Consider the following 13,965-nt stretch of genomic DNA (forward strand, 5'->3'; position numbering starts at 1 on the left):
TTAGCGTAAAATGCCATTGAGTAAACCGTTCACGAAGTTTTGCGAATGCACATCTACCTGCAATGCATCGGACTGCAGGCTGGTGAGGTACGCGGCTGTGATTTGCGTGGTCATTGGTTTATTGTATGCGGTATCCACAGTGGCCAGCACCAACGATAGATCTGTGCCTTTATGGATATGTGCTGCGGTTAGTTGGTCGTCGGCGGGCAAACCCGTTACCTGTAGGTAATAGTGCAGTACATTGTCTTCGGTTACGCGCAAAAAAACACTTCCGGAAGCAGGTGTAGTTACAGGTGGCGTAACACCGGCGCCGCTTAGGTTTACATCTGCTGCATAAATGATCTTTTTACCCAGTTGTCCGCGAACAAAGCCTGCGGGGGCCGATTTGGAGGCGATGGAAAGATAAACAGGCTGCCTGTTCAGCGCGTTGATCTGTGTGGTATCGAGCCTCACTTTTCCTTTCGTTTTGTTGGCACTGGAAACACCTGCGCCTAAGGTAACCAGCGGTGTGCCGTTAGCGGAAGGCGCACCGGTAAAAAGTGCGATCTCTCCGATAGTTTCAGCAGCATCCAGTGTATCGAAATACACATCGTAATAAAGGTCGCGGTTGTCGGTAAGATAAAGCAGGCAGGCTGCATGACCAGTTCTCCCCGGCAGGCCGGGTACTACGTTCCTGGTGTTTAGGTCTACGTTCCAGAATTTCTCGATGAACTCTTCTGAAGCAGGGTCTTTTTTGCACGAGGCCAGCAACAGTAATGCGGGCAGTACAAGACAATACTTCGCCAGCCGCGGCGGTAACGCCCGGAATAGTTGTTGTAATTTCATATGATGGATCTGTTTAGACTAAGCGATAAGCTGTAATCGATTGCACGTGAATAATGATTTGGTTGATGGAAAACATGAGGATTGGTTGGCTATGCCAGCCACAAAAGAAGAAGAGGTAAACTCACCCGGATTTCGTTATCACATAAACATTGTTCTTCTTTAGTGCAGGATACCCCGTCACCTACCTGATCACAAAATTGTAACTCGTATTCATTCCTTAGATTTTTGACAGTTGTAGCAACTGCCTGCAGATAATAATTGTGTTTCGTAAGAAAATAATGCTGGTGGCAACCGCCCCTGATTAATATTGTGTTTCGCTTGTTGTACGAGGCAATGGCCTCTTGTTATTGTGTTTCTTTTGCTCACCCCGCAGGGTCTTTGTTCTTCTACAGCCTGTTAGCAGCATAACTTAGATCTGGCACAAGTTAAGCACTGTCCTGATTAAATTTAATAGATTTTTAACAACTACTGCTATTATCTAAGCAAAGTTTTTTAGTGTAACGATGTACTTGCAACTTGACTATCGCAAAATAAAAAAGGACCCAATGCGAGTCCTTTTTCTATAGATAACAAATAATGTACTACAGTTCTCTGATCCAGATATTCCTGAAGCTCACCGGGTTGCCATGGTCTTGCAGCGCAATGCTTTTTTTGCCATGGGCCGAGTACTTTGGAATGCCAATGTACTCTGTAGGGCCGTCCAGTTCTACGTTGTTTTGCACCAGTACGCCATTAAGCAATACGGTTCCGCGTGCTTTGGATATCAGTATGCCGTCTGCATTAAATACAGGAGCGGTCCAGATTACATCGTATACCTGCCATTCGCCGGGGCCTTTAGTTGGATTTACCAGTGGGATGCGTTGCTTGTAGAAGCTGCCTGCCTGCCCATTAGAATACGTCTTGCTCTCATAGCTGTCTAATACCTGCAGCTCATACGTTTCCTGCATAAAGATGCCGCTATTGCCACGGCCCTGGCCTTCGCCTACTACTTTAGCAGGGGTACGGAACTCGATATGAAGCTGGAAGCTGCCAAACTGTTGTTTTGTTTTGATACCGCCGCCTTTGGTAACGGTCATTGCATTATCGGCTATTGTCCAGTGTGCCTTGTCGCCCTTATCATTAGTCCAGGCATCGAGGTTTTTTCCGTCGAATAATACGATCGCATCTGAAGGTGCGGAGGACGCGGTGCCTGGTGTTACCTTTTTAGGAACGGGCGACCATACTTCTGTGTCTTCTGGTTTCATTTTTTCTTTGTTTGCCTGAGCAAAGGATGTTGCGCAAAACATGGATAATGCGGCACCCAGGAAAAATGTTTTCTGCATGATGTGGTATATTGTTATGATTAAACTTTCGGTAATTTATAGCCGTTATGATATCCCGCCGCCATAAACTTGTTGGCATCGCTATCTGTGAACTGGCCTTTTTTATCGTCCCAATATACCTTTTTCCCTGTTTTATACGCGATGTTACCCATCTGCGCATTTACCGCAACTAACGCGCCGGTTTGTATCGGTGTTTTCAGGTCGCTGAGTTTATTGGATTTAATAACGTCTACAAAATTCTTCGTATGAAGGTCGAGGCCGTTATCGGACGATTTGATCAAAGGAATGGCTTCCATTTTACCCTTCTCTGGTATTACTTCCCATCCGCCACGGTCCAGTACCAGGGTACCGTTATTGCCAATAAAGGCAATGCCGTGTGTACGGCCGTAAGGACCGTTGTCAATACCTGTGGCATGTTCCCACAGCATATTGAAGCCATCGAACTCGTATACGGTTGTGAGCGTATCCGGCGTTTCTGCTGCATCGTCGGCGTAGGCGAACTTGCCACCGGAGGCCATTACAGATTTAGGGTACTTAGCCTTCATACCATACAATGCGTAATCGATGAGGTGTACGCCCCAGTCGGTCATCAACCCACCAGCATAATCCCAGAACCAGCGGAAGTTAAAATGGAAACGGTTGGGGTTGAAGGGCCGCTTTTGTGCCGGGCCTAACCATTGTGCATAGTCCACACCGGCGGGCGGTGTACCATCGGGCTGCACGGGCACTGGCTTCATCCAGCCCATATATGCCCACACTTTTACCAGTCGTACCTGCCCCAGCTTGCCGCTGTGTACGTATTCGATAGCGTCGTTAAAGTGTTTCTGGCTGCGTTGCCACTGACCCACCTGTACCACTTTACCGCTGCGCTGCTGCGCGGCCACCATGGTATTACATTCTACGATAGAATTGCCGATCGGTTTTTCTACGTAAACATGTTTGCCGGCAGACACGGCATCGGTCATTTGCAGGCAATGCCAGTGGTCGGGTGTGCCTATGATCACGGCGTCGATGTCTTTGTTTTCCAGGAGTTTGCGGTAGTCGCTATATACTTTAGGCGTAAATCCTTTTTTAGCAAGGTCGCCCAGGCGTTTGTCGATCACGCTTTTATCCACGTCACAAATACCCACACAGTTCACTTCGGGGTTTTTAAGGATGGAGCTCAGGTCGGACCAGCCCATGCCGTTAATACCGATAGCGGCTACGTTTATTTTATCTGCTGCGGATATACGATGGAAACCATGCAGCGCCGATGGAAGCGCAGCCCCCGCCATCAGCATGGAGGCCGTAGACAGGAATTCTCTTCTGGAATGTGTCATGTTTGATGTCAGTTATTGTGGAATAATGAAACAATATAGTGTTTTTCAGACACCAATTATACACTTCCTGTAACTGCGGTAAAAGATGATTTTAGAAGGTGTCTTCTTCTTCGTCTGCGTCGCGGTCGTTGCTGGTGTTAAAGTTCATCATGGTGCCCAGCAGATCGGAGAAACGGGTTTCTGTTTCCACGGTTTTTTTGCTGAGCAGGGAATGCGCGGCCAGGCCGTGCAATACCAGTTCCATCCACAACAAGGTCTCTTTGGCATTGGCTTTCGGGAAAACGGCAGTCACCATGCCATGCAGGCCGGTTACCTTTTTCAGCGACTCTTCATACTGCTTGTCCGTAGCATCCTGCATCAGGTGTACGGCATTACCGGCGTCGAACCAGGTAATAATAGAGCGGTACGGGTTATTATCGGCCCCGCCTTTACGTTTTTTAAAGGATTCGGGGTTCGGGAAGTAGTGAATAAATACACTGCGGATCGACTTGTCTACCAGGTTATACGCCACCTGCGAAGGACCTTCCTGCTCGCCTTCATACACCAGCTCTATTTTACCGGTGATGGCAGGCACAATGCCCAACAGGTCGGTAACGCGAACGTAGGTGTTCTTTTCTTTGTTGATGAGGGCCCTGCGTTCGGCAGCACTCACCGCATTTTCAAATGCGGCGATGGTCAGACGGGCAGACACGCCGCTCTTTTTATCCACCAGTTCACTGGTCCTGGCTTCAAACGCTACCTGCTCTACCAGGCGTTTAACGAGGGCAGGCATGGTTACTTTTTCCGACTGCTCATCGTGTACACGGGCTTCCTGCTCGGTTATCGCCAGGGAGTTCTCTATATTTTTCGGGTAGTGTGTAATGATCTGGCTTTCAATCCTGTCTTTCAACGGTGTTACGATCGCGCCACGGTTGGTGTAGTCTTCCGGGTTAGCGGTAAATACAAACAGGATATCCAAAGGCATACGTACTTTAAAACCACGGAACTGGATATCACCTTCCTGCAGAATATTGAACAATGACACCTGTATACGCGCCTGCAGATCGGGCAGTTCATTGATCACGAAAATGCCACGGTTAGAGCGGGGGATGATGCCAAAGTGGATCACGCGCTCGTCTGCATAACTTAGTTTCAGGTTAGCCGCTTTAATCGGATCGATGTCGCCGATAAGGTCGGCTACGGATACGTCTGGTGTAGCAAGCTTCTCGCCGTAGCGGGCATCCCTGCTTATCCATTCAATGGGTGTTTTATCGCCCATTTCCGCTATCAGGTCGCGTGCATAGCGGGAGAGAGGCTCAAAAGGATTGTCGTTTATTTCAGAACCGGCCACGATGGGAATAAATTCGTCCAGCAACTCCGTCATCTGGCGTGCCATACGGGTTTTTGCCTGGCCGCGAAGGCCGAGGAAAAGGATGTTGTGGCGGGAGAGAAGGGCTCTTTCTGTATCTGGTATTACGGTGTCTTCATACCCAACAATACCAGGAAAAGTTTGCTCCTTCTTTTTCAGCTTCTGCACCAGGTTTTGCCTGATCTCTTCTTTAACGCTCTTTGGCTTGTAGCCCGACTTCTTTAACTCTCCAAGTGTTTTTATATGCTCCATCTCGTCTTTCCTGTATTTAAATTAGAATAACTTTCTTTTGTTGTTTTCAAAATCGTAGAAGAGGAATTGTCCAAGCTTATCGGTGCCGGAAAAGAAGGCTTTGCCGTTGTTGGTTTCAGTAAATTCTTTTACGAACTGTTGCAGCCACGGGTCTGTCGCCACCATAAAAGTGGTGATCGGGATCTTCAGTTTCTTGCATTGCGCTGCCAGGTTCAGCGTACGGTTCAGGATCTTACGGTCCAGGCCGAAGCTGTTTTTGTAGTATTCGCGACCTACTTTCAGGCAGGTAGGCTTGCCATCCGTAATCATAAATATTTGTTTATTAGGATTACGGCGGCGGCGTAGTATGTCCATCGCCATTTCCAGTCCGGCCACGGTATTGGTGTGATAAGGCCCCACCTGCAGGTAAGGCAGGTCTTTGATCTCTATCTGCCAGGCATCGTTGCCGAAAACGATGATATCCAGCGTGTCCTTCGGGTAACGCGTGGTAATCAGTTCGCTCAGCGCCATGGCCACCATTTTGGCAGGCGTAATGCGATCTTCGCCATACAGGATCATCGAATGCGAAATATCGATCATCAGTGCGGTCGACGTTTGCGTTTTGAAGTCGGTTTCCCTGATCTCCAGGTCGTCCTGCTGTATACGGAAGCTCTCTACCCCGTGATTGATCTGCGCATTACGGATCGATGCGGTGATATCTATCTTCTCCAGTCCGTCGCCAAACTCAAATGGCCGTGTTTCCGCGTTTTGCTCGTCGCCAAGGCCCGATTTACGGGTGTTATGGTCGCCGGTGTTGCTGCGCTTCAGTTTACCGAATATCTCTTCCAGCGCCTTTTTGCGGATGGTTTGCTCCGCTTTGGGCGTGATCTTGATTTCCCCGGATTCCTCGTTTTCTTTCAGGTACCCTTTTTCTTTAAGGTCCTGAATGAAATCGCCGATGCCGTAATCTTTATCAGTAAGCTGGTATTCTTTGTCCAGGGCGGTAAGCCACTGTAGGGCTTCTGCAGCATCGCCGCTGGTGTAAGTCAAAAGCTGTGTGAAAGTTTCGAGTAACCGTTCAAAGGGCGGTTTAGCCCCGTCTTTCGGGTCGAATTTAAAAAAAGCAGTACCTCTCATAATCTCTCCTATATCTAAACTAAATTACAACTAATTTTCGGGAAGCATATGGGCTTTTATCAGGCTCTGCCAGGCAGGGGTGTTGCGAAACGGAACGTTTTTTATATTTTTGATCCAAATGCAGGTGGATTGAGCATGCAAGACGATAATATAGCGACTGCGCTTCTGGGGCGGATTGCGGATGGGGATATAAAAGCGTTTTCGAGTTTTTACACAGATTACAGCCCTGCCGTTTACCATACTGCGCTGGCCTTTACCAAGGGCGACCAATCGCTTTGTGAGGAAATAGTACAGGTAGTGTTCATCCGTATCTGGGAGAACCGCGCCAAACTGCCCGCCATGGAAAAACCGGCCGACTACCTCTTCACCCTCGCCCGCAACATCATTTTCGACATATTTAAAGACCGTGCCCGGCAACTGGAACGTCATTTGCAATTGCAGCAGCAGGAGCAAGGGCTGCCCAATACGCCTATTAATATACTGGCTGCCAAGGAATATGCTAATATCTTTAAAAGTGCTGTAGCCGCCCTGCCACCACAGCAACGCCGTATTTATGAACTGGCGCGTGAAGAGGGCGTTTCTCATGCCGAAATAGCGGAAATGCTCGGACTTTCGATCCAAACTGTACGAACGCACCTGAAACTTGCCACCCGCTCGGTGAGGCAATATGTAGGCGAACATATTGAACAAACGGACCTGTTGTTACTTATGTTCCTGATTTACAATGCCAATTAGCCCCTGAAATTTTTTTTCTGTCCATTACCCACTTTCGTTATTCCTGCAGTCTTTATGATAGAGCGCCGAAAAGCGCACGGTAACTATGGACAATTTCCACTTTCACACGTTGTTGCATAAATATCTGTCCAACCAAATTAGCCCCGAAGAGTTACTGCAATTTACCACTGCGGTGGGCACAGGCGAATACGATCACCTGTTGCAGGAAGCTATTACGGGAAATTTGGGTACGCCCGGGCAGCACTGGCCGACCGAAAGGCAGGAGGCAGTATTACAGGATATCCTGCAGGAGATCGCACCTCCTGTAGTGAAAAAACGACCTGTAATGCGTGGCATTTTCTGGCAGGCGGCAGCTGCTGTATTGCTGCTGGGCATCGGATGGGGTATTTACAAGTTTAATGTACCTGCCCGCGAAACACCGGCGGTACAGGTAGCGGTGGCCGATATATCGGCAGGCCAGCATGGCGCAGTACTCGTACTGGCCAATGGGCAAAAGGTAGTGCTGGATAGCGCTGCTAACGGTGCCCTGTCTGCCCAAACCGGGGTAAACGCGGTGTTGAGTAATGGAGAACTGACTTATGGAAAAGATAAGGATGCTTCCACGGCCATGAACACCATCATCACTCCACGAGGCCGGCAGTTCATTATTGTACTGCCCGATGGCAGCCGGGTTTGGATCAATGCAGGTTCGTCGCTGCGGTTCCCGGTGAGTTTTACGGATAAAGAGCGGCGGGTGGAGCTAAACGGAGAGGCTTACTTCGAGGTAGTGGCCAATGAGGCCTCGCCCTTTAAAGTAGCTGTGAACGGCAAGTCGGAAGTGCTGGTGTTAGGAACTTCCTTCAACATCAATGCCTATGAGGGCGAAGCGGCTATGCTCACTACACTGGTGTCGGGTAAGGTGAATGTGAAAACGGGAGGGCTGGCGGTAATGCTTACACCTGGTCAGCAGGCAAGGGTAAATAACAGCATCACTATTATGGAAGATGCGGACGTAGAAAAAGCGCTGGCCTGGAAAAACGGGGCGTTCAATTTTAATAACGCTACCATAGCAGAAGTAGCGGCCCAGCTGGAACGCTGGTACGATATAGAAGTGACGTATGATAAAAATATCAGCCAGATACCTTTCAGTGGTAAAATAAGCCGGAAGGCAAGTCTGAAAACATTACTGAAGTTCATGGACGATACCGCACTTTCGTTCCGGCTGGAAGCAGACAGGAAACTGGTGATCAGTTTACGTAAATAATAAATCAATAGTGAAGACAATGTAAAAACAGCTATCAACCATTAAAAAAGAAAACCGGAAGTGATTGGACCCACTTCCGGTACTAAGGTTCGGCCAACAAAAGAGCGTGGGGCTCATTATTTATCAACCAAACAATTGCAAATTATGCAAAAAACTCCTTATCGATCAGGGGTTTTCCGGGCGTGCCGTGTAGGTATGGCTCCGGGAAACCGGATTATCAACCAAATCTTTCTGGTAATGAGATTAATTACTCTCCTTTTAACAGGAGCTCTTCTCCAGGCTAGCGCATCCGGACTTGCGCAATCGATCACGTACTCGGCCAAAAAAACGCCGCTTATTAAGGCCCTTAGCGCCCTGGAACAACAGACTGGCTATTATACGTTCTTTAAGAGCCGGGATATTCAACGGCAGGTGGAAGCCCGCAGTATTTCTATTACAGCAAAGGATATGCCGCTGAAACAGTTCCTGGACGAGCTGCTGAAAGATTCTCCTTTCACTTACGATATTGATGATAATACGATAGCGTTGAAGCTGAAGCCGGCGGGTCCGGTAACGGAAACCGTATCGGCGCCTGCACCGGCAGCGTCTGTCACGGGCAGGGTGACGGACCTCGATGGCAACCCGATACCCGCCGCATCTATCGCTGTATTTGGTACCAGCACCGGCACAATGGCCGATGGAAAGGGCCGGTTTAAGCTGGATAATATTGCTGAAAACGCACGGCTGGTTATTTCTGCTGTAGGTTATGCACCACTTGGCCTGCGCCTTGGTGCTGATAACACGATCGCCAGCGAACCGATGGAAATCAGGAATGGCAACGGTCAGCCAGAAGCTACGGAAGGTAACGGGCAAAGTTCCTTCAGGTTGGAAGACGGTGGCGTACACATAAAACTTGCACGCCTGGTGAAAAGCATCGAAACGGTGGTGGTAACGGGGTTGTTCCAGCGTTCTGCGAATAACTTCACCGGCGCTTCTAAAACGATCTCCGGTGCGGAAGCTAAAAAGATCAGCGCTAATAATGTGTTTGCGGCTATCTCGGCTTTAGATCCCTCGTTCCGCATTGTTCCCAACAATATCGCGGGGGGGAATATCAACCAGTTGCCGGAAATCCAGATGCGCGGCCAGAACTCGTTCCCGAACCTCAGCGGTGAACTATCGGCTAACCCTAACGCCCCGCTGTTTATCCTCGACGGCTTCGAGGTAACACTGCAACGTATCGTGGACCTGGACATGAACCTGATCAATAGTATCACATTATTGAAAGATGCGTCTGCAACGGCAATTTACGGCTCGCGCGGTGCAAATGGCGTAATGGTGGTCACTACGGTAACGCCCAAAGCAGGTAGAATGCAGGTAACGGTGAATAACGATTTCCGGTTTACTACGCCCGACCTTTCTGTATATAACCTGTTGAACGCTTCTGAGAAACTGGACTTTGAAAAGCGGGTAGGGATCTACTCCTCCGCCGACCCGGCTACGCAGTTTCGTAATGAAGTGATGTACAACAGGCGTTTCGCTGCCATGAAAAGCGGTGTTAACACCGATTGGCTGCAGCTCCCCACACAAAACGGTTACAGCAACCGAACATCGGTGTACCTGCAGGGCGGCGATCAAAGTGTTCGTTATGGTCTGCAAATGTCGGCCGATCTGCAAAAAGGGGTGATGAAAGGGCAGGACCGTAACAACTATTCTGGTCAGTTCGACCTGAACTACCTGTTGCAGAAATTCCAGTTTAAGAACTCACTGCGCGTTTTTCAGAACAAGTCGAACGAGTCGCCATGGGGCAGTTTCAGCGAGTATGTATCTATGAACCCTTACTGGACGCCATACGACGAGAACGGCAGGATCAAACAACTGCTGGAAGACGTTTGGATCATCAACGAAAGTTCCAGGTACCATATTACGGAGCCTAACCCGATGTACGATGTATCGCTGCATTCGGTGAACCGCAGCCAGTACTTTGGTTTGTCCAATAACTTCCAGATGCGTTATACTGTGTTGCCGGCACTTTATTTCGAAACGAACTTTACACTCAATAAACAAAATGCTTCTGCAGACCAGTTCTATGCTGCGCAGGACAGCCGCTTTATTAACATTGCGGATGTGGCGCAACGTGGCAGCTACACCGTACGGAATGAGAATACGTTCGGCTACGAAAGCCTTACCACGGCTAACCTGAATATACTAAGCGGTAAGCACCAGTTCTTTTCTAACCTGGGTTTTAACTTCTCCAGTAACAGTAATAATTATTACCGTGTAGTTACACAGGGTTTTCCGTTCGATCGCCTCGATAACCTGTTGTTTGCTGCACAATATGAAGCTAATGGCCGCCCTTCGGGTGATGAAAGTACGGTGCGCCGTGTAGGACTGGTGTACAGCGGCAGTTATAGTTATGATAACCGTTTCCTGGCGGATGTGTCGGCCCGCCGCGATGGTTCTTCACAATATGGTACAGATAAACGCTGGGGTAATTTCTGGTCGGCTGGCATAGGCTGGAACATCCACAATGAATCGTTCTTTCATCGCAGCTCCCTGGTGAACAGGCTGAAATTGCGTGCCAGCTATGGTTCTACGGGCTCGCTTAACATCCCTGCTTACAGTGCGCAGTCGCGCTATAACTTCGGTGTAGGAACATCGTATTACAGCGAATTAGGTGCTGCGCTGATCAGTTTGGGTAATGAGTTCCTGAGCTGGCAAAATGTGTACAAAGGCAACGTGGGTATCGATGCGGTGTTGATGAAAGAACGCCTCGACCTTCGCTTTGATCTTTACCGTGAGAATACTAAAAACGCCCTTACGCAGCTTACGCTGGCACCGTCTACAGGCTTCAGCAGCTTCTCCGAAAACCTGGGCGAAATTCAGAACGGTGGTTTCGAGTTTTCCGCACGTTTCAAAGTGCTGGAAAACCGCCAGAAGGGCCTGTTATGGTCACTGAATGTAAACGGCTTCACGAATAAGAACATCCTGAAAAAACTGTCTAATAAACTGAAAGCGTCCAACGATAAACTGGACGGGGAAAATACCGACCAGGTAACACCTAACATCCTTTTGAAAGAAGGGGAGGCGATCAATACCATTTACGCGGTAAGGTCGCTCGGTGTTGACCCGGCTACGGGCAGTGAGGTGTTCTTAACGAAAGATGGTATCAAAACTTACGAATGGAATGCAGCGGACAAGGTAGCTACGGGAATCAGTCAGCCGAAATGGAACGGGAACTTCGGTACCAACTTTATGTTGAAGGGTTTTGAGATGAACCTCATATTCAACTACCAGTTTGGCGGCCAGTTGTATAACCAAACACTGATCAATCGGGTAGAATCGGTAGACCCGACTATGAACGTCGACAGGCGTGCGTATGAGCTTGGCTGGGCGGCTCCCGGCGATGTAAGTTCCTACACGCGTATCCGTCCCGGGGCGCCGGTAACTAAACTTACCTCCCGGTTTGTGCAGGATGATAATAATATGATCCTTACGTCAGCATCTTTCGGTTATAACTTCTACCGCAGCCAGTTCCTGAAGCGTATAGGGGTCCGGAGCCTGCAGTTAACGGCTATCACAAATGATCTGTTCCGCCTGAGTTCTATTGAAATAGAGCGTGGTACCGATAATCCTTTCGCCCGTACCTATTCCCTTTCTATCAGGGCTGGTTTTTAAAATTGATTATTATGAAGAAACTCATCATACCTATCGCTTTTTTCGCAGCTCTTGCCTTTGCAGGTTGCAAAAAATACCTGGACGTAACACCTAAATCAAGCCTCTCTGAAGAACAGTTGTTCGAGTCGGAAATAGGCTTCCAGCAGGCGCTTACGGGTGTTTATTCCCAACTCTCTCAACGGGGCCTTTATGGCGATAACCTCAGCATGGGGTTTGTGTCGGGCCTCGCGCAAAACTACGCTGTGTCTGCGGTAGGCGCTCCGCTGGTGCGTACCAGGGCGTTGGATTATGCCTCGGCGGAAGTAACAGGGCATCTTGGTAATACCTGGACTACCGCCTACGCTGCCATCGCAGGCGTTAATAAAGTAATTGAGAATACGACAGAAAAACGTGCGGTGTTATCGGACCAGGCGTATGCACAGATACGTGGTGAAGCCCTGGCCCTGAGAGCTTTGCTGCATTTCGACCTGTACCGCCTGTTCGGACCTGAGTATTCGGCTGGCCTGAACAGTAAGGCGATACCTTATAAAACTAAAGCCGATCAGTATTCAAGGGTGCCATCTACATCGAAAGAAGTGGCCGATTCTGCGCTGGCCGATTTGCAGGCCGCTGCTTTGTTGTTAAAAACAGTGGATCCCATTTTCGCTGGCGCAACGAACCGTAATATCAAGATGAATTATTACGCTGTAAAAGGCCTCGAAGCCCGCCTCCGCATCACTATTGGCGATAAAAGCGGTGCCGCCGCCGCGGCAAAAGAAGTGGTGGACGCTGGTAAGTTCCCCTTTGTAACGCCTACAGCGGCTGCTGCTACTGCGGCCTCCCGCGACCGTATCTACAAAAGTGAATTGTTATTCGGCGCTCGTGTACGCACCGTGAAAGACTGGTCAGAAGGGGAGTACTTCCGCTTCTACGGTAATACCAACATGCGGTTGACCAGAACAACGGCCAATTTTGCTACGCTGTTCGAAACAGCTGCCGGTGGTGGTTCGGACTTCCGTTTTGCGTATCGTATAGAGCAGGACGGTAACAATCCTTTTCCTTCTAAGTTCTGGCAAACTTACACCGCCATTTCCGGTGCGTCGGATTCTGTCCGCCTCGACCAGTTGGTGCCGGTTATACGGCTTTCGGAAATGTACTATATACTGGCCGAAAGCGCGGCTACGCCTGCTGAAGGTGCGGCTTTCCTGAACATGGTACGTAAAAACCGTGGTATTGCCGAACTGCCGGTGGCTACCATTACGCAAACAACGCTTAACAACGAACTGACGAAGGAATACCAGAAGGAGTTCTATGGAGAGGGACAGTTATTCTTTTATTACAAGCGGAAGAAGGTGGTACGCATGCAGTTCATGACCGCCGACATTGCGCTTTCCAAGTACGTATTGCCGATACCGGCTGCGGAACTGGAGTATAATCCTACTTATAACTAAAAACCTGCAGACCATGAAGTACCTGGTATTTTTAAGCATTATCACTCTCGCCATCGCCTGTAGGAAAGACAATGTAGAACCTTACTCCGGCGATAACGGCATTGCATTTTACCTGGATGAGTACGAGGTAGACTCGCTCACGTATTCATTCGCCTTTTCACTCACACAGCTACCTAAAGACACCGTGTTCTTAAAAATGAGGATCATGGGGCCTGCGGCGAAAAACGACCGTACGGTAAAAGTACACGCCGTGGCAGGCAGCACTGCCCGTGAAGGCAAAGACTATATCCTGCCTGAGTTTACCGTACCGGCAGGCGCTATCACTATAGACTACCCGGTAGTGCTGCTCAATTCTCCTGAAATGACTTCACAGTCGTTCCGTTTGGTGCTGGAAATGCAGCCTAATAAAGACTTTGTACAGGGCGCTACAGGACTGGAAGTGGGCAGTACCATGAGTATCAAACAATACAAACTGAACGTAAGTAACCAGTTCGTAGAACCGTCTTACTGGTCGGATGTATCGGGTGCTTTCGGCCTTTTTAGTGTAGCCAAACTTAAGTTCATGATGCAGGTGACCGGGCTTACTGACTTTTCTTACGAAGCGCTGGGTGTAGACGGGTATTACAACCTGCCTGTTACACTGGCCACAGCATTGGCTGAATATGAAGCTGCTAACGGGCCACTGATCGATGAAAATGGCAATCGTGTTACTTTCTAACTT

At 49.0% G+C, this 13,965-nt stretch carries 10 protein-coding genes; 5 read left to right on the top strand and 5 right to left on the bottom strand.

The annotated features are described in order from the left end of the window. The 5 genes from QZT80_RS17580 to QZT80_RS17600 form a co-directional block, all read right to left on the bottom strand. Window positions 1-825, bottom strand: a complete 825-nt coding sequence (locus QZT80_RS17580) for a CHRD domain-containing protein (protein WP_295124926.1) — start codon at window positions 823-825, stop codon at window positions 1-3. A 581-nt stretch (window positions 826-1,406) separates the two neighbouring features. Continuing rightward, window positions 1,407-2,069, bottom strand: a complete 663-nt coding sequence (locus QZT80_RS17585) for a DUF1080 domain-containing protein (RefSeq protein ID WP_295124928.1) — start codon at window positions 2,067-2,069, stop codon at window positions 1,407-1,409. Window positions 2,070-2,167: 98 nt separating this feature from the next. Next, window positions 2,168-3,466 carry a Gfo/Idh/MocA family oxidoreductase gene (locus QZT80_RS17590; protein WP_295124930.1) on the bottom strand — a complete coding sequence of 433 codons (1,299 nt, stop codon included), beginning with the start codon at window positions 3,464-3,466 and terminating at the stop codon, window positions 2,168-2,170. A gap of 91 nt (window positions 3,467-3,557) precedes the next feature. After that, window positions 3,558-5,066 carry a sigma 54-interacting transcriptional regulator gene (locus QZT80_RS17595; RefSeq protein ID WP_295124931.1) on the bottom strand — a complete coding sequence of 503 codons (1,509 nt, stop codon included), beginning with the start codon at window positions 5,064-5,066 and terminating at the stop codon, window positions 3,558-3,560. Between the two features lie 21 nt (window positions 5,067-5,087). Next, entirely contained in the window at window positions 5,088-6,182 is a 1,095-nt protein-coding gene (locus QZT80_RS17600) for a VWA domain-containing protein (protein ID WP_295124933.1), read from the bottom strand. A gap of 135 nt (window positions 6,183-6,317) precedes the next feature. Here QZT80_RS17600 and QZT80_RS17605 point away from each other — a divergent pair, with 135 nt between their 5' ends. The 5 genes from QZT80_RS17605 to QZT80_RS17625 all read left to right on the top strand — a co-directional run bounded on the left by QZT80_RS17605 (window position 6,318) and on the right by QZT80_RS17625 (window position 13,962). Then, entirely contained in the window at window positions 6,318-6,917 is a 600-nt protein-coding gene (locus QZT80_RS17605; RefSeq protein WP_295124935.1) for a sigma-70 family RNA polymerase sigma factor, read from the top strand. 85 nt (window positions 6,918-7,002) lie between these two features. Then, entirely contained in the window at window positions 7,003-8,160 is a 1,158-nt protein-coding gene (locus QZT80_RS17610; protein WP_295124938.1) for a FecR family protein, read from the top strand. A gap of 237 nt (window positions 8,161-8,397) precedes the next feature. Beyond that, a complete protein-coding gene (locus tag QZT80_RS17615; protein ID WP_295124941.1) occupies window positions 8,398-11,814 on the top strand; it encodes a SusC/RagA family TonB-linked outer membrane protein in 3,417 nt (1,138 codons plus the stop codon). Between the two features lie 11 nt (window positions 11,815-11,825). Continuing rightward, a complete protein-coding gene (locus QZT80_RS17620) occupies window positions 11,826-13,244 on the top strand; it encodes a RagB/SusD family nutrient uptake outer membrane protein (protein ID WP_295124944.1) in 1,419 nt (472 codons plus the stop codon). 13 nt (window positions 13,245-13,257) lie between these two features. After that, window positions 13,258-13,962: a DUF4843 domain-containing protein gene (locus tag QZT80_RS17625; RefSeq protein WP_295124947.1), complete on the top strand. Its 705-nt coding sequence runs from the start codon at window positions 13,258-13,260 to the stop codon at window positions 13,960-13,962. Window positions 13,963-13,965: the final 3 nt, after the last annotated feature.

The sequence above is a fragment of the uncultured Chitinophaga sp. genome (assembly GCF_902168175.1).
Lineage (GTDB): Bacteria > Bacteroidota > Bacteroidia > Chitinophagales > Chitinophagaceae > Chitinophaga.

Excerpts from the sequence above, each read along its gene's own strand:
- QZT80_RS17595 (WP_295124931.1), bottom strand. The coding sequence starts at position 5,066 with ATGGAGCATATAAAAACACTTGGAGAGTTAAAGAAGTCGGGCTACAAG.
- QZT80_RS17610 (WP_295124938.1), top strand. The coding sequence starts at position 7,003 with ATGGACAATTTCCACTTTCACACGTTGTTGCATAAATATCTGTCCAAC.
- QZT80_RS17605 (WP_295124935.1), top strand. The coding sequence starts at position 6,318 with ATGCAAGACGATAATATAGCGACTGCGCTTCTGGGGCGGATTGCGGAT.
- QZT80_RS17600 (WP_295124933.1), bottom strand. The coding sequence starts at position 6,182 with ATGAGAGGTACTGCTTTTTTTAAATTCGACCCGAAAGACGGGGCTAAA.
- QZT80_RS17615 (WP_295124941.1), top strand. The coding sequence starts at position 8,398 with ATGAGATTAATTACTCTCCTTTTAACAGGAGCTCTTCTCCAGGCTAGC.
- QZT80_RS17590 (WP_295124930.1), bottom strand. The coding sequence starts at position 3,466 with ATGACACATTCCAGAAGAGAATTCCTGTCTACGGCCTCCATGCTGATG.
- QZT80_RS17625 (WP_295124947.1), top strand. The coding sequence starts at position 13,258 with ATGAAGTACCTGGTATTTTTAAGCATTATCACTCTCGCCATCGCCTGT.
- QZT80_RS17580 (WP_295124926.1), bottom strand. The coding sequence starts at position 825 with ATGAAATTACAACAACTATTCCGGGCGTTACCGCCGCGGCTGGCGAAG.
- QZT80_RS17620 (WP_295124944.1), top strand. The coding sequence starts at position 11,826 with ATGAAGAAACTCATCATACCTATCGCTTTTTTCGCAGCTCTTGCCTTT.
- QZT80_RS17585 (WP_295124928.1), bottom strand. The coding sequence starts at position 2,069 with ATGAAACCAGAAGACACAGAAGTATGGTCGCCCGTTCCTAAAAAGGTA.